Origin of the sequence: Blastomonas sp. AAP25 (genome assembly GCF_001295965.1) — a bacterium.
GTDB classification, from domain to species: domain Bacteria; phylum Pseudomonadota; class Alphaproteobacteria; order Sphingomonadales; family Sphingomonadaceae; genus Blastomonas; species Blastomonas fulva.
In genome coordinates, this window is sequence record NZ_LJHP01000008.1 from 280377 (window position 1) to 295011 (window position 14635).

Consider the following 14635-nt stretch of genomic DNA (forward strand, 5'->3'; position numbering starts at 1 on the left):
TTCTTTGTTCTTGCCCCTATATCGGTGGCATGAGCGAAAAACCGATTCTGCAAAAATTGGGCGTGCTGGCCGACGCCGCCAAATACGACGCTTCCTGCGCCTCGTCGGGAACGATCAAGCGCGACTCAACCGGCACCAAGGGGATCGGATCGACCGGCGGGATGGGGATCTGCCACAGCTATGCACCTGACGGCCGCTGCATCTCGCTGCTCAAGATCCTGCTCACCAATTTCTGCATTTATGACTGCCGCTTCTGCATCAACCGCGCGTCGAGCAACGTGCCGCGCGCGCGGTTCAATCCGGAAGAGGTCGTGCGGCTGACGCTCGATTTCTACAAGCGCAACTATATCGAGGGGCTGTTCCTCTCTTCCGGCATCATCCGTTCGGAAGATTACACGATGGAGCAATTGGTCGAGGTCGCGCGGCTGCTGCGCGAGGAGCACCGTTTCGGGGGTTATATTCACCTGAAGACCATCGCCGGCGCCTCGCCCGAACTGATCGCGCGCGCAGGCCTCTATGCCGACCGCCTCTCGACCAATGTCGAACTGCCCACCGAAGCAGGGCTCAAGAGCTTCGCGCCAGAAAAGACCTCGGCGACGATCCGCAAGACGATGGCAGGCGTGCGCGTCGGGTTAGACGATGCGGCAGAAGCTGCGCGCGGGCGGCTGCTCAAGAAAGCCAAGCCACCGCGCTTTGCCCCGGCGGGCCAATCGACCCAGATGATCGTCGGCGCGGATGGGGCCAAGGATGACGACATCCTGCAATCGGCAACCAGCCTCTATTCGGGGTACAAATTGCGCCGGGTCTATTATTCTGCCTACAGCCCGATCCCCGATGCGAGCAGCGACCTGCCCCCCGTGCGTCCGCCGCTGATCCGCGAGCACCGGCTGTACCAGGCCGACTGGCTGCTGCGCTTCTACGGCTTTTCGCGCGGCGAGATCATGGAAGGCGCAGACGGGGGCATGCTCGACCTGACGATCGATCCCAAGCTCGCCTGGGCGCTGCAGCGGCGCGAGGCGTTTCCGGTCGACATCAACCGCGCGCCGCGCGAGATGCTGCTTCGCGTGCCGGGCCTCGGCACCAAGGCGGTCGAGCGGATCATCGCCGCCCGGCGGCTGGGTGCGGTGCGGCTGGGCGATCTGGCCAAGCTCACCGCCTCGGTGAAGAAGGTGCTGCCGTTCATCACCACCCCCGACTGGCGCCCCGGCGGGTTGACCGACAGCGAAAACTTGCGCGCACGCTTCGCCCCGCCGCCCGAGCAGATGAGCCTCGCACTCTGAAACCACGAACGATGCGCGAGATCGTCCTCAACACCCCCGGAGACTTTGCCGAATGGCGCGATGCCGCGCGCGCGCTGCTCGCCGCCGAGGTGCCGCCCGAGCAAGTCGTCTGGCGGCAGGCGGGCGAGAGCGCCTCGCTGTTTTCCGACGACGCACCGCTGGTGCCCCGGCGCACGGTTGCCCTGCCCCGCGCGCTGGTGACCACGCTCGACCGCGTGATCTGCCATCGCGACGCGAACGTGCCGACGCGGCTCTACACCATCGTCTGGCGCGCCTTGGGCGACCGGCGGCTGCTCGAACGGCGCACCGACAACGACGTCGACTGGCTGGCCAAGTCCGACAAGGCGATCCGCCGCGACCTGCACAAGATGCACGCGTTCGTCCGCTTCCGCAGGCTGGGCGGCGAGGATGCCGAACGCGAATCCTTCGTCGCCTGGTTCGAGCCCGAACACCGGATCGTGCGGCTGGCGGCACCTTTCTTCCGCAAGCGCTTCTACGGCATGGACTGGGCGATCCTGACGCCCGACGCGCGCGCGATCTGGCAGGACGAGACGCTCAGTTTCGGCCCCGGCGGCACCCGCGACGAGGTGCCCGATTCCGACGTGGTGGAGGAGCAGTGGCGGATGTATTACGGTTCGATCTTCAACCCCGCGCGGGTCAAGATTGCCGCGATGCGCGCCGAGATGCCCAAAAAATACTGGCACAACCTTCCCGAGGCGCAGGATATCGGCCCGCTGCTGGCGGGCGCGGGGGCGCGGGTCGAGCGAATGCGCGAGACCGCGGTCCAGCTCGCCAATCCGCGCAGCGACAAATGGCGCGTGCGGGGGGAGATGGAGGCTCCGATAGCGGGCGAAACAGCGACCCTCGAGGAGCTGGCCCGCCGCCTGCAGACATGCACCCGCTGCCCGATCCACTGCAATGCGACCCAGGCGGTCCCGGGCGAAGGCAAGACAGGCGCGCGCATCATGCTGGTGGGCGAACAGCCGGGCGACCGAGAGGATCTGGAAGGCCGCCCTTTCGTCGGCCCGGCAGGCCAGCTGCTCGACGAAGCGCTGGCGGAAGCGGGGCTGGACCGCACGCAGCTTTACATCACCAACGCAGTCAAGCACTTCAAGTTTGAGCCGCGCGGCAAGCGCCGGTTGCACCAGAACCCTTCCACCGGCGAGATCGACATCTGCCGCTGGTGGCTCGATCAGGAGCGCGCGCTGGTCAGGCCCGACATCATCGTCTCGCTGGGTGGCAGCGCGCTGCGCGGGCTCACCGGCAAGAGCGCCAGCATCGCCTCGGTGCGCGGCGAGCCGATGACCCTGGAAGGCGGCGAAAGGCTGGTGGCAACGGTGCATCCCTCCTTTCTGCTGCGCCTGCCCGACCGCCAGCGCGCCGCGGCCGAACGCGCCGCCTTCATCGCCGATCTGGCAGCCGCGCGGCAGCTTGCGCTGGATGCAACCTGATCGGGATCGCCGCGTAGGGGTGGAATGTTTATTCCTTGCAGCAATACCGATCATCCGCTGGCGCAACGGTTTCGCGCCTTTATCAAGCAACCCGAATTCCCCTGTGTCGGCGCCAAGTCGGCTCTGGGCAAGGGGCAGATGCGGATCATCGTCGGGCGCGATCTGCGTTCCGGCTGGGACGATCTGCGCATCCTGCCCTCGCTGATGGCCATTGCGCAGGATTATGCGCGCGACCCCGTGCCGTTCCAGTCGCTGGCGGTGCTGTTCGAGGAGGACGCAGGTTTGAACGAAGAGCAGTTCGAAGAGCATCTGTGGCAGCGGGTGCAATCGCTGACCGACAAGGACGCATGGCTCGGACAGGAGGCCGATCCGCGCGTGAGCTCGGACCCCGATGATCCGCATTTCTCGCTCAGCTTTGGCGGCGAGGCGTTTTTCGTCGTCGGGCTGCACCCGCATGCCAGCCGCCCCGCACGGCGTTTCGAGCGTCCGGCGCTGATCTTCAACCTGCACGACCAGTTCGAGCAATTGCGCGCCAATGGGCTTTACGACAAGATGCGCGGCACGATCATCGCGCGCGACATCGCGCTTGCGGGCGATGCCAACCCGATGCTGGCGGTGCATGGAACGGTCTCCGAAGCCCGGCAATATAGCGGCCGCCAGGTCGACCAGAGTTGGAAATGCCCGATGAGCCAGCGCAAGGTTGCCGATCATGCCCTCTGATCCCCGCAGCGAAATCCCGCCGCGCTCGGGAACCGCGTTCGAGCTGCGCAAGGGCCAGACACTGACCGTCATCGATGTGCGCGGCGAGCAGGTGGCTGATCTGCTGGCGTTCGACCGCGAGGACATTCACGAGGTCATCTCCTCGGGCCGCACGCTGGATTACGCCAGCCGAATTTACCTCACCACCGGCGATCTGCTCTATTCCAACCACAGCAACGTGATGCTGGAGATTGTCGCCGATGATGTCGGCCGCCACGATTTCCTGCTGACTCCGTGCTCGAAGGATACCTTCCGGATCATCTATGGTGATACCGATCCGCACCGCGGCTGCTTCGGCAATCTCGCCGCTGCTCTGGAGCCTTATGGCGTGACCGAGGACATGATCCCGGTGGCATTCAACTGCTTCATGAACGTGCCGGTCGATGGCACCACCGGCGAACTCCGGGTCGATCCGCCGCTGAGCAAGGCGGGCGATACCGTCACCTTCGTCGCGCACCGCGATCTGATCATCGGCCTCACCGCCTGTTCGGCGCTGCAATCGAACAACGGCTCGTTCAAGCCGATCGCCTACGAGATCAGCGGCTAGAGCTTTCGGGCGGCCAGGTAGAACCAGTCGCCCATCCCCAGTTTCGGCCCCGCCCAGGCGAGCGGTGCGAACGCCAGCGCATAGGCCAACCGTTTGGGGCTGCGCTTCAGCGTGCTCATGCTGCCGAACGTATAGGCAAGGTCGATGCAGGTATGCTGCGTCCCAAGACAGGCAAATCCGCGCTGCTCGAGCATCGCTGTCAGCGTACGCACCGAGAACTGGTAGAGATGCCAGGGCGGCTCGGGATGCGGCCAGTGGCCCAGCACCCCCGCCAGCGGCAGCGAGGCCCTCGGGAACAGCCCATCGATGTTCGGGGTCGAGAGGATGAACAGCCCGCCGGGCTTGAGCAGCCGGCGTGCCGCCGCGATATCAGCTGCCGGATCGCGGACATGCTCGATCACGTCGAACATCGTCAGCAGATCGAAGCTTTCGGGCGCGGCATCGACCGCATGGATATCCCCGTCGGTCACCTGCAGCGCGAAATGGTCGCGCGCGAACTGGGCCGAGGCGGCGGAAAACTCCGCGCCTTCGGCCCTGAAGCCCGCAGATTTGGCCTTGTCCAGAAAAAGCCCTGTCGAACAGCCGATATCGATCAGCCGTCCGCCCGAGGCCCAGCGCCGGGTGAACGCCAGATGCTCGCCCGCCACGCCCGCCATGCGCGCAAAGGCCGGACTGTGGGGATCGTGCAGTTCGGTGTGATAATCCGCTTCGCCCTGATACATCGCGGCAAGCTCGGCGGGCTCGGGCGGATCGGCGATATAGGCCAAGCCGCAGTTCGAGCATTCGACCAAGGTATAGCGCCCCAGGCTGGCGAGCAGGCGGGGTCCGGTCGATCCGCAATGATTGCATACGGCCTGCGGCCAGGACTGCGCCATGTCAGGGTCCTTTTGACGGCTTGTGTCGATGTCGAGGTCGCAACTCGCCCAAGGGGATATCGCGCGACGGTGAACAACGGGTAAACCTGTTTCGCGCACCATTGGGTTCAAGCGATCTTAACCGTCCTTGTCTAGACCGGCGCGCATCGCTTCACCCTCGTTCGGAAACCATCGCTCGCATGCAACCCGTTGCCACCCAGGTCCGCTTTCTGCTCGGCGACCGCCCGATCCTTGCGGCGCGGCGGATGCTGGTCCCGATCGGCTATGGGCTGGATGCCATCCTGCGCAATGCGCCCCTGCCCGCAGCGCCGTTGCCGTCCGATGCCGATGGCTATCGGCTGCAATCGGTCCCGGTCGCGCGTATCGCGCAGCTGGACCGCGACTTTGCCGGGCTGGTAGCCTCGCAGCCGCAGCTTTATGCGCGGCACTATATCGACATGGCGCCGGGCCATGACGGCTATATGGCGCAGTTCTCGTCCAAGACGCGCGCGACGCTCAAGCGCAAGATGCGCAAGCTGGCCGATGCCGGCGGGGGCGAACTGGACATCCGCAGCTATCACCGACCCGAGCAGCTCGATGCCTTTTTCGCCGCCGCGCTGCCGCTGTCGCAGCAGACCTACCAGGCGCGGCTGCTCGATGCCGGACTGCCAGGGGACGATGGCTTCCGCGCCGAGGCACACAGGCTCGCGCGAGCGGACAATCTGCGCGCCTATGTGCTGTTCCTGCAAGGCCGGGCTGCGGCCTATCTGTATCTGCCGGTCGCGGATGATGTGCTGATCTACGCCTATCTCGGCTATGATCAGGCGTGCGCGCAGCTTTCTCCCGGCACCGTTCTGCAGATGCACGCGCTCGAGCAACTGTTTGCCGAGCAGCGCTTTCGCTATTTCGATTTCACCGAGGGCGATGGCGCGCACAAGGCGCTGTTCGGCACCCATCAGGTGCAGTGCGCGACGCTGTTCCTGCTCAAGCCCACGCTTACCAACCGCGCCCTGCTCGCGGGACAACAGCGCTTCAACGCCGCGGTGGAGGGCACCGGCGCGTGGCTCGACCGGATCGGCGCCAAGGCCAGGATCCGCAAGCTGTTGCGCGGCTGACGAACAGCCGGGGCGCTGCAACTTCGCCTAGACGGCAGCGAGTGACTCGAACACCGCGAATTCGTTCAGGAAGAAGGTCGACAGGATCCCCGCTTCATAGCGGATGCGGCTGACCGCCTGCTCGCCATAGCGCAGCGCGGTGCGTACCAGATTGGCGGGCAAGGTGGTGATCGACTTGCGACTGCGAGGCTCCAGCGCGTCGAAGCCGATCGGCTCGAGCCGCTGGTGGTCGGCGATGTTGCGGCACATCGCATCGAATCGCCGCACGACGATGGGATTGGCGCGGGTGCGATCGCGGCTGAGCAGTTCGAAGCTGTGGCTGACGATGGTGAAGCACGGCCAGCCGTCTTCGGCAGCATGGGTCAGCGCATCGCGCATTTCCCAGGCGGAGAGCGCGCACAATTGCACCGAGCGGATGCTGCCCGGGCGATCCTGGATGACGCTCACCGGGATGATGCCGACCCCCAGATGCTCGCTGAACGGCGGCGTCGCCGGTGGCAGGTCGATATCGCATTCGCCCGAGAGGAACGAGGGGTTGAAGCTGCTGTCGTAGCGCACCCCGATCGCGCTCAGCGCGCGCAGGGTGTCGTCATTGGCGCCAAAATTGCCCGCGCGAAACGCGGTCGGTTTTGGCGCTCCGGCCATGATCAGTAAGGCGCGCGCCTGTTCGAGCAAACGGATCTGGTCGTCGAGCGGGAAATCGGCGATGTTGCGTCCGCGCAGATGCGCATGTTCGTGATCGCGGGCAAATTCCAGCCATTCGGTGTGGATGTGCAGCTGCACCTCGTGCCCGCGCTTGAGGATCGGCTCGACGATCCGCGCGATCACCCCGGGGCCATAGACCAATGCGGGCATCGGATCGACGAAGAACACTCCGGTCAGCCCTACAGCCTCCAGCCGGTCCATTTGGTAGAAGATGCCGAATTCGCCATCGCGGCACTTGCCGGCGATCGAGCTGTCGAAATTGTCCTGCGCGCTCGCACCCTCCTGGAAGAGCTTGAGCGACAATTCGGTATCGACGGTGAACTGAACCTTGGTGACCATCATCCTGCTCTATGTCGAGGGGGTTAAAACCGGCTTACCAATGTCGCAGCGCATTAAAAATTCTACACGCGAAGCCGCGCAAAGTCTATCCGATGTTAATTCCGGGGTGTTTCGAAATGAGGCATTATATAGTCCGTACGCACTATGCCCCCGGGCTGAAGTGCACCTTCAATAAGCCAACCCGATGGCTTGTTGCTAATAGTTTTCAATTGCATAGATAATTGGCGGAACAGGGCTTTTGACGGTTGAAATGCCCGCCCAAGCGGCCTAGGCAGGCCCCCTAGGCGACGATTCAGGCCGGGAAATCCGGCTGGCGCCAGCCTCAGGTCGTGAAACGGACACATATTTTGCCGGATTTCTGCTCAGGGAACGCACACGCACCATTTTCACCCCCGCATTCCTGACAGGCAGTTTCGGCCGGGCTTCATAACTTTCGGAAAGGATTGACCATGGCACGCAAGAAGATCGCGCTGATCGGCGCAGGCAATATCGGCGGCACGCTCGCGCACCTCGCGGCGCTCAAGGAACTGGGCGATATCGTGCTGTTCGATGTGGTGGAAGGCGTGCCCCAGGGCAAGGCGCTCGATCTGTCGCAGTGCGGCCCGGTCGAAGGCTTTGACGCCAAGATCACCGGCACCAATGATTATGCCGACATTGCTGGCGCCGATGTCATCATCGTCACCGCAGGCGTTGCCCGCAAGCCCGGCATGAGCCGCGACGACCTGCTGGGCATAAACCTCAAGGTCATGAAGGCCGTGGGCGAAGGCATCGCCGCCAACGCGCCGAACGCGTTCGTCATCTGCATCACCAACCCCCTCGACGCGATGGTCTGGGCGCTGCGCGAATTCTCCGGCCTGCCGCACCACATGGTCGTCGGCATGGCGGGCGTGCTCGACAGCGCGCGCTTCAGCCACTTCATCGCCGACGAATTCCAGGTCTCGGTGCGCGACGTGAACACTTTCGTGCTCGGCGGTCATGGCGACACCATGGTTCCCGTGGTCCAGTATTCGACCGTCGCTGGCATCCCAGTTCCCGACCTCATCAAGCAGGGCCGTTCGACCAAGGAGCGCATCGACGAGATCGTCAAGCGCACCCGCGGCGGCGGCGGCGAGATCGTTGCGCTGCTCAAGACCGGTTCGGCCTATTATGCGCCCGCCACCAGCGGTATCGCGATGGCCGAAGCCTATCTGTCGGACCAGAAGCGCCTGCTGCCCTGTGCAGCCTTTGTCGAAGGCAAATACGGTCTTGATGGCCTGTATGTCGGCGTGCCGGTGATCATCGGTGCCGGCGGCGTCGAGCAGATCGTCGAGATCGAACTCGACGACGAAGCCAAGGGCAACCTTCAGGTGTCGGTCGATGCGGTCAAGGAACTGCTCGACGCGTGCCGCAAGCTGGATTCGAGCCTCGCCTGATGGCGGCCGCCGGTCTTCTGATCGGACTTTTCGCGCTGGCGGCGATGCAAGATGCGCCGCCAGCCGAAAACCCCTACCCTGCGCGAGAGGTTCTCTCCGCGTTTGCGACCGCCTGTTCGGGTATCGAGAACATGGCCGTCGCCAAGGCATCCGTGCTCGCCGCAGGCTGGCAGCCGGTGCCTGCCAATGACACTGGAGCGCTGATGGCACTGGTCGCCTTCGGCAAGGCGAAGCTCGCCGAGAGCGATCCCGACATGCAGCTCATCGAAGGCGGCGAATACCGCATGACCGTCGCCGGGCGCGAGCTGGGCGTTGTGCTGTCGGGCGTCGATCTGGAAAAGATCCGCTCGCAGGGCTGCCGCGTCTATGATTTCACCGCCGCCAGCGCCATATCACCGCAGGATCTGGAAGGCTGGGCCGCGCGTAAGCCCAACGACACCCAGACGCCCGAGGGCGGGATCATCAAGCATGTGTGGAACCCGGGGCTGAAACCCGGCCACATGGAAATGGAAATCAGCTTCGTGCCGCAAGGCGCACTCGCCGCCGCCAATATTCCCCTATCCGGCCTCGTCTTCACGGCCACTGCAATGGAGTTTCTGAAACCATGAGCATTCTCGTCAACAAGCACACCAAGGTGATCACGCAGGGCATGACCGGCGCCACCGGCACCTTCCACACCGAACAGGCGCTGGCTTATGGCACCCAGATGGTCGGCGGAGTGACGCCGGGCAAGGGCGGAACCACGCATATCGGCCTGCCCAACTACAACACCGTGGCTGAAGCGAAGGCGGCCACCGGCGCGACCGCAAGCTGCATCTATGTTCCGCCGCCATTCGCCGCGGATTCGATCCTGGAAGCGATCGATGCCGAAATGGAACTGATCGTCGCGATCACCGAAGGCATTCCGGTGCTCGACATGGTGCGCGTCAAGCGCGCTCTGGTCGGCAGCAAGTCGCGCCTCATCGGCCCCAACTGCCCCGGCGTGTTGACCCCCAACGAGTGCAAGATCGGCATCATGCCCGGCAGCATCTTCAAGAAGGGCTCGGTCGGCGTCGTCTCGCGCTCGGGCACTTTGACCTATGAAGCCGTACACCAGACCACCGCGGTTGGCCTCGGCCAGACCACCGCTGTCGGTATCGGCGGCGATCCGGTCAACGGCACCAACTTCATCGACGTGCTCGAACTGTTCATGGCCGACGACGAGACCACCTCGATCATCATGATCGGAGAAATCGGCGGCAGCGCCGAAGAAGAAGCCGCGCAGTTCATCAAGGACGAAGCCAAGCGCGGCCGCAAGAAGCCGATGGTCGGCTTCATCGCAGGCCGCACCGCGCCTCCGGGCCGCCGCATGGGCCATGCAGGGGCGATCGTTTCGGGCGGCGAAGGCGGCGCGGACGACAAGATCGCGGCGATGGAAGACGCCGGCATCCGCGTCTCCCCCTCGCCCTCGCTGCTCGGCCAGACGCTGGCGGAGCTACTGGAAACGGTGTGATTTTGGCTACCCTCTCATCCGAAAGTCGGTCCCCTGCGCAGGCAGGGGGCCATCTCCTGACTGATCGGGATTGAGCGGGGGGTGCGGTCATGCGCGAGGGCTATGTCTACATCATGGCCAACCGCAGGAAAGGCACCTTGTATATCGGAGTGACCAACGATCTCGTCCGCAGGGCGGACGAACATCGCAACGGGCAGATCGATGGCTTCACCAAGAGGCACGGCTGCACCAGGCTGGTCTGGTTCGAAGCATTCGAAGACCTGCACGAGGCCAGGCTGGTCGAGGCGCAGATGAAGAAATGGAAGCGGGCATGGAAAGTCCGCGTGATTGAAGAGTTGAACAAGGACTGGGACGACCTGTGGTGGCAACTTGGTCTCTAGCCAGACCAATACGATCGCCTGCGCAGGCAGGGCCCATCTCCGGGCGGATCGGGATTGAACGGCCGGAGCATCGAACGGCCAGCTTAGGAGATGGCCCCCTGCCTTCGCAGGGGACCGTGTTCGGCGATTAAGTGGATAGAACGTATGACCTACGACGCAAACGATTATGATCCCGCCGAGGGCCCCCAGGCGGGGCCGAGCTGGCAGCTGAGCAACTGGCCGCTGGGCGATGGCGATGACCTGACCGCGGCGCTCGACCCGATGCAGATGCAGGTTGCGGTCAAGGCCGCGATCCGCAGCGCGTCGGCAAGCGCGGGCCAGCCGGTGGACGAGGCCGCGATCGCGCGCGCCGCGGACCGCTCGATCCGCGCCATGATGCTGATCCGCACCTACCGGGTACGCGGCCATCTGGCAGCGGACCTCGATCCTCTGGGGCTGTCGCAGCAGGACATCCCGGCTGACCTGACCCCCGAATATCACGGATTCACTGCGGCCGAGATGGACGAGAAGGTGTTCCTGGGCGGCACCATGGGCTTTGAAAGCGCCACCGTGCGCCAGCTCATCGATACCCTGCGCGCCAACTACTGCGGCAAGGTCGGCCTGGAATACATGCACATCTCGGACGTGGAGGAGCGCCGCTTCTTCCAGGACCGGATGGAAGGCGTCGACAAGGTCATCGAATTTACCGAGAATGGCAAGAAGGCCATTCTGTCCAAGGTGATCGAAGCCGAAACGTTCGAGAACTTCCTCGGCAAGAAATACGTCGGCACCAAGCGCTTCGGGCTTGATGGCGGCGAATCAATGATCCCTGCGCTCGAGGCGGTGATCAAGTACGGCGGCCAGCTCGGCCTCAAGGAAATCGTCTACGGCATGCCGCATCGCGGCCGCCTCAACGTGCTCGCCAACGTGATGGCAAAGCCCTATCGCGTGATCTTCCACGAGTTTTCGGGCGGTTCGTCGAACCCCGACGACGTCGCAGGCTCGGGCGACGTGAAGTACCACCTTGGCACCAGCACCGATCGCGAATTCGACGGCATCAGCGTCCATATGTCGCTGGTCCCCAACCCCTCGCATCTCGAGGCGGTGGATCCTGTCGTGCTGGGCAAGGTTCGCGCGCAGCAGGTCAACCGCGACGATCTGGCCGATCACAGCCAGGTGCTGCCCGTGCTGCTGCACGGAGATGCTGCCTTTGCCGGTCAGGGCATCGTGTGGGAATGCCTCGGGTTCTCGGGCATCCGCGGCTACAACACCGGCGGCTGCATCCACTTCATCGTCAACAACCAGATCGGCTTCACGACCAGCCCGCAGTTCGCGCGCTCCTCGCCTTACCCCTCGGATGTCGCCAAGGGCGTTCAGGCGCCGATCCTGCACGTTAACGGCGATGATCCCGAAGCTGTGACCTTTGCGTGCAAGATGGCCATCGATTTCCGCCAGCAGTTCCACCGCGATGTCGTCATCGACATGTGGTGCTACCGCCGGTTTGGCCATAACGAAGGCGACGAGCCCAGCTTCACCCAGCCCCAGATGTACGCCAAGATCCGCCAGCATCCGCGCGTCAGCAAGATCTATGGCGATCGCCTGATCGACCAGGGCGTGGTGACGCAGGACTGGATCGACGGCACGGCCACGGCGTTTTCGGACAATCTCGAAGTCGAGTTCGAGGCGGGCAAGACCTACAAGGCGAACCAGGCCGACTGGTTTGCCGGACGCTGGTCTGGCCTGCACGCGCCTGCCGACCCCGAATATGCGCGCCGCAATGTCGAAACCGGCATCGACCGCAAGCTGCTCGAGAGCCTGGGCCGCACGCTGACCACGATCCCCGAAGGCCATGAGGTCCACAAGACCCTGCGCCGCGTGATCGACGCCAAGCGCGACATGTTCGACAAGGGCGAAGGCTTCGACTGGGCGACCGGCGAAGCGCTGGCGTTCGGGTCGTTGGTGTCGGAAGGCTATGCCGTGCGTCTGTCGGGCCAGGATTCGGGTCGCGGCACGTTCAGCCACCGCCATGCGGTGTGGATCGACCAGAACACCGGCGGCCGCTATCTGCCTCTGGAACAGGTTCCGCACGGCCGGTTCGAGGTGCTCGACAGCCCCTTGTCCGAATATGGCGTGCTGGGCTTCGAGTACGGCTATGCCATGGCCGACCCGAAGACGCTGGTGCTGTGGGAAGCGCAGTTCGGCGATTTCGCCAACGGCGCGCAGATCATGATCGACCAGTTCATCGCCAGCGGCGAGGCCAAGTGGCTGCGCGCCAACGGTCTGGTGATGCTGCTGCCGCACGGCATGGAAGGCCAGGGGCCCGAGCACAGCTCGGCGCGTCTGGAACGCTTCCTGCAGCTGTGTGCAGGCGACAACATGCAGGTGTGCAACATCACCACGCCGGCCAACTACTTCCATGTGCTGCGCCGGCAGATGCACCGCCCGTTCCGCAAGCCGCTGATCATCATGACGCCCAAGTCGCTGCTGCGACACAAGATGGCGGTATCGAAGACCAACGACTTCTGCGGCAACAGCCATTTCATGCGCATCCTGTCCGATCCGGCCCAGCCGGAGGACAAGGACGTCAAGCGGCTGGTGCTGTGTTCGGGCAAGGTCGCGTTCGACCTGATGGAAGCGCGCGATGCGGCGGGCGACAAGCACACCGCGATCATCCGGCTGGAACAGCTCTACCCCTTCCCCGGCGAGCCGCTGACCATCCGCCTGAAGCGCATGGTCAATCTGGAAGAGGTGGTCTGGGCGCAGGAAGAGGCGCGCAACAACGGCGCGTGGTTCTTCGTCGAGCCGTTCATCGAGGAATGCCTGGCCGATGCCGGGGTCGCCCCCAAGCGTCCTCGCTACGCAGGCCGGATCGCGGCGGCATCGCCTGCCACCGGTCTTGCCAAGCGGCACCAGGCCGAACAGGGCGCGCTGATTGCAGACGCACTGGGCCATGATGTCCGCGATGAGATCCGTCGTCAGCGCAAGAGCTGACTACCCGCAAGAATATGAAGTTGTTTCCGCGAGTTGAAGCGGACAAAGACGAAGGTTTGTGAACCATGAGCATCGAAGTCAAAGTCCCCGTTCTGGGTGAATCGATCAGCGAAGCCACCATCGGCGAGTGGCTGAAGAAGCCCGGCGATGCGGTCGCCGCCGATGAGGCGATCGCGAGCCTGGAAACCGACAAGGTCGCGGTCGAAGTTCCCGCGCCGTCGGCAGGCGTGATGGGCCAGCAGATGTATGCCGCTGGCGACACCGTTCAGGTCGGCGCGCTGCTGGCGATGATCGAGGCGGCTGGAAGCGCCGCCGCAGCGTCGCCGCCCGCGACGCCTGCTCCGGCCCCTGCCGCCGCCCCTGCCCCTGCCCCCGCCGCTGCAAAGGCCGATCCTGCGCCTGCCCCGTCGGTCAGCTCGGGCGAGCCTGTGAGCCTGTCGCCTGCGGTGCGCCGTCTGGTGCTCGAACATGGGCTTGACCCCACCGGCATCCGTGGCACCGGCAAGGATGGCCGTCTGACCAAGGAAGACGTGCTCGCTGCGGCTGAATCCGCCAAGGCTGCGCCTGCGCCCGCCGCAGCGCCCGCGCCTGTCGCTGCCAGCGCACCCACCGCCAGCGGCGCTGCTGGTCGCGAGACCGAGCGCGTGCGCATGACCCGCATCCGCCAGACGATCGCCAAGCGCCTCAAGAGCGCGCAGGACACTGCGGCGATGCTGACCACGTTCAACGACGTGGACATGACCGCCGTCATCGAGGCGCGCAACAAGTACAAGGACCTGTTCGAGAAGAAGCACGGCATCCGGCTGGGCTTCATGGGCTTCTTCGCCAAGGCCGCGTGCCTTGCGCTCAAGGATGTCCCGTCGGTCAACGCGCAGATCGAAGGCGACGAGATCGTCTATCACAACTACGCCGACATCTCGGTCGCGGTCAGCGCGCCCAACGGCCTGGTCGTGCCGGTGATCCGCAACGCCGAGACGCTGTCGTTTGCCGGCATCGAAAAGACCATCGCCGACTTCGGCAAGCGCGCCAAGGACGGCACGCTCAAGATGGACGAGATGATGGGCGGCACCTTCACCATCTCCAACGGCGGCGTGTTCGGTTCGCTGATGTCGACCCCGATCATCAACCCCCCGCAGAGCGCCGTGCTCGGCCTGCACCGCATCGACCAACGCCCGGTCGTGATGCCCAATGGCGAGATCAAGGCCCGCCCGATGATGTATCTGGCCCTGTCCTACGACCACCGCCTGATCGATGGCCGTGAGGCGGTTACCTTCCTGGTGCGTATCAAGGAAGCGATCGAGGATCCGACGCGGTTGCTGATCGATCTTTGA

Annotated in this window: 13 protein-coding genes; 11 read left to right on the top strand and 2 right to left on the bottom strand. The window is 64.4% G+C overall.

Going from position 1 to position 14635, the window contains the following annotated elements; all coding sequences use genetic code 11:
• Positions 1–29: 29 nt before the first annotated feature.
• From IP68_RS09600 to IP68_RS09615, 4 genes are read left to right on the top strand one after another with little or no spacing between them, the layout of a single operon-like run.
• The gene (locus IP68_RS09600; RefSeq protein WP_054134733.1) at positions 30–1280 is read left to right on the top strand and encodes a putative DNA modification/repair radical SAM protein; all 1251 of its coding nucleotides are present in this window, start codon (positions 30–32) and stop codon (positions 1278–1280) included.
• 11 nt (positions 1281–1291) lie between these two features.
• The gene (locus IP68_RS09605; RefSeq protein WP_054134734.1) at positions 1292–2731 is read left to right on the top strand and encodes a UdgX family uracil-DNA binding protein; all 1440 of its coding nucleotides are present in this window, start codon (positions 1292–1294) and stop codon (positions 2729–2731) included.
• Between the two features lie 24 nt (positions 2732–2755).
• On the top strand, positions 2756–3451 hold the full coding sequence (gene gntA, locus IP68_RS09610; RefSeq protein ID WP_054134735.1) for a guanitoxin biosynthesis heme-dependent pre-guanitoxin N-hydroxylase GntA: 696 nt from the start codon (positions 2756–2758) through the stop codon (positions 3449–3451).
• Positions 3441–4037 (top strand): DUF1989 domain-containing protein, encoded by a 597-nt coding sequence (locus tag IP68_RS09615; protein WP_054134736.1) that lies wholly within the window; start codon positions 3441–3443, stop codon positions 4035–4037. Before gntA ends, IP68_RS09615 begins: the two co-directional genes overlap by 11 nt.
• Here IP68_RS09615 and IP68_RS09620 read toward each other — a convergent pair.
• The gene (locus IP68_RS09620) at positions 4034–4912 is read right to left on the bottom strand and encodes a bifunctional 2-polyprenyl-6-hydroxyphenol methylase/3-demethylubiquinol 3-O-methyltransferase UbiG (protein ID WP_054134737.1); all 879 of its coding nucleotides are present in this window, start codon (positions 4910–4912) and stop codon (positions 4034–4036) included. The genes IP68_RS09615 and IP68_RS09620 overlap by 4 nt on opposite strands.
• A 179-nt stretch (positions 4913–5091) precedes the next feature.
• Between IP68_RS09620 and IP68_RS09625 the strand changes: the two genes are divergently transcribed.
• Positions 5092–6006 carry a GNAT family N-acetyltransferase gene (locus tag IP68_RS09625; RefSeq protein WP_054134738.1) on the top strand — a complete coding sequence of 305 codons (915 nt, stop codon included), beginning with the start codon at positions 5092–5094 and terminating at the stop codon, positions 6004–6006.
• A 27-nt stretch (positions 6007–6033) separates the two neighbouring features.
• Here IP68_RS09625 and IP68_RS09630 read toward each other — a convergent pair whose 3' ends face one another.
• Positions 6034–7050 (bottom strand): hypothetical protein, encoded by a 1017-nt coding sequence (locus IP68_RS09630; protein ID WP_054134815.1) that lies wholly within the window; start codon positions 7048–7050, stop codon positions 6034–6036.
• 449 nt (positions 7051–7499) lie between these two features.
• Here IP68_RS09630 and mdh point away from each other — a divergent pair, with 449 nt between their 5' ends.
• The 6 genes from mdh (at position 7500) to odhB (ending at position 14635) form a co-directional block, all read left to right on the top strand.
• Entirely contained in the window at positions 7500–8462 is a 963-nt protein-coding gene (mdh, locus tag IP68_RS09635) for a malate dehydrogenase (RefSeq protein ID WP_054134739.1), read from the top strand.
• Entirely contained in the window at positions 8432–9070 is a 639-nt protein-coding gene (locus IP68_RS09640; RefSeq protein ID WP_156318021.1) for a hypothetical protein, read from the top strand. Before mdh ends, IP68_RS09640 begins: the two co-directional genes overlap by 31 nt.
• On the top strand, positions 9067–9954 hold the full coding sequence (gene sucD, locus IP68_RS09645) for a succinate--CoA ligase subunit alpha (protein ID WP_054134741.1): 888 nt from the start codon (positions 9067–9069) through the stop codon (positions 9952–9954). Before IP68_RS09640 ends, sucD begins: the two co-directional genes overlap by 4 nt.
• A gap of 89 nt (positions 9955–10043) precedes the next feature.
• Positions 10044–10334, top strand: coding sequence for a GIY-YIG nuclease family protein (locus tag IP68_RS09650; protein WP_255352541.1), 291 nt, complete (start codon positions 10044–10046; stop codon positions 10332–10334).
• A gap of 144 nt (positions 10335–10478) precedes the next feature.
• Positions 10479–13304 carry a 2-oxoglutarate dehydrogenase E1 component gene (locus tag IP68_RS09655; RefSeq protein ID WP_054134742.1) on the top strand — a complete coding sequence of 942 codons (2826 nt, stop codon included), beginning with the start codon at positions 10479–10481 and terminating at the stop codon, positions 13302–13304.
• 65 nt (positions 13305–13369) lie between these two features.
• Positions 13370–14635, top strand: a complete 1266-nt coding sequence (gene odhB / locus IP68_RS09660; protein ID WP_054134743.1) for a 2-oxoglutarate dehydrogenase complex dihydrolipoyllysine-residue succinyltransferase — start codon at positions 13370–13372, stop codon at positions 14633–14635.

Excerpts from the sequence above, each read along its gene's own strand:
- IP68_RS09605 (WP_054134734.1), top strand. The coding sequence starts at position 1,292 with ATGCGCGAGATCGTCCTCAACACCCCCGGAGACTTTGCCGAATGGCGC.
- IP68_RS09630 (WP_054134815.1), bottom strand. The coding sequence starts at position 7,050 with ATGGTCACCAAGGTTCAGTTCACCGTCGATACCGAATTGTCGCTCAAG.
- IP68_RS09615 (WP_054134736.1), top strand. The coding sequence starts at position 3,441 with ATGCCCTCTGATCCCCGCAGCGAAATCCCGCCGCGCTCGGGAACCGCG.
- IP68_RS09650 (WP_255352541.1), top strand. The coding sequence starts at position 10,044 with ATGCGCGAGGGCTATGTCTACATCATGGCCAACCGCAGGAAAGGCACC.
- IP68_RS09655 (WP_054134742.1), top strand. The coding sequence starts at position 10,479 with ATGACCTACGACGCAAACGATTATGATCCCGCCGAGGGCCCCCAGGCG.
- mdh (WP_054134739.1), top strand. The coding sequence starts at position 7,500 with ATGGCACGCAAGAAGATCGCGCTGATCGGCGCAGGCAATATCGGCGGC.
- odhB (WP_054134743.1), top strand. The coding sequence starts at position 13,370 with ATGAGCATCGAAGTCAAAGTCCCCGTTCTGGGTGAATCGATCAGCGAA.
- sucD (WP_054134741.1), top strand. The coding sequence starts at position 9,067 with ATGAGCATTCTCGTCAACAAGCACACCAAGGTGATCACGCAGGGCATG.
- IP68_RS09600 (WP_054134733.1), top strand. The coding sequence starts at position 30 with ATGAGCGAAAAACCGATTCTGCAAAAATTGGGCGTGCTGGCCGACGCC.
- IP68_RS09625 (WP_054134738.1), top strand. The coding sequence starts at position 5,092 with ATGCAACCCGTTGCCACCCAGGTCCGCTTTCTGCTCGGCGACCGCCCG.
- IP68_RS09620 (WP_054134737.1), bottom strand. The coding sequence starts at position 4,912 with ATGGCGCAGTCCTGGCCGCAGGCCGTATGCAATCATTGCGGATCGACC.
- gntA (WP_054134735.1), top strand. The coding sequence starts at position 2,756 with ATGTTTATTCCTTGCAGCAATACCGATCATCCGCTGGCGCAACGGTTT.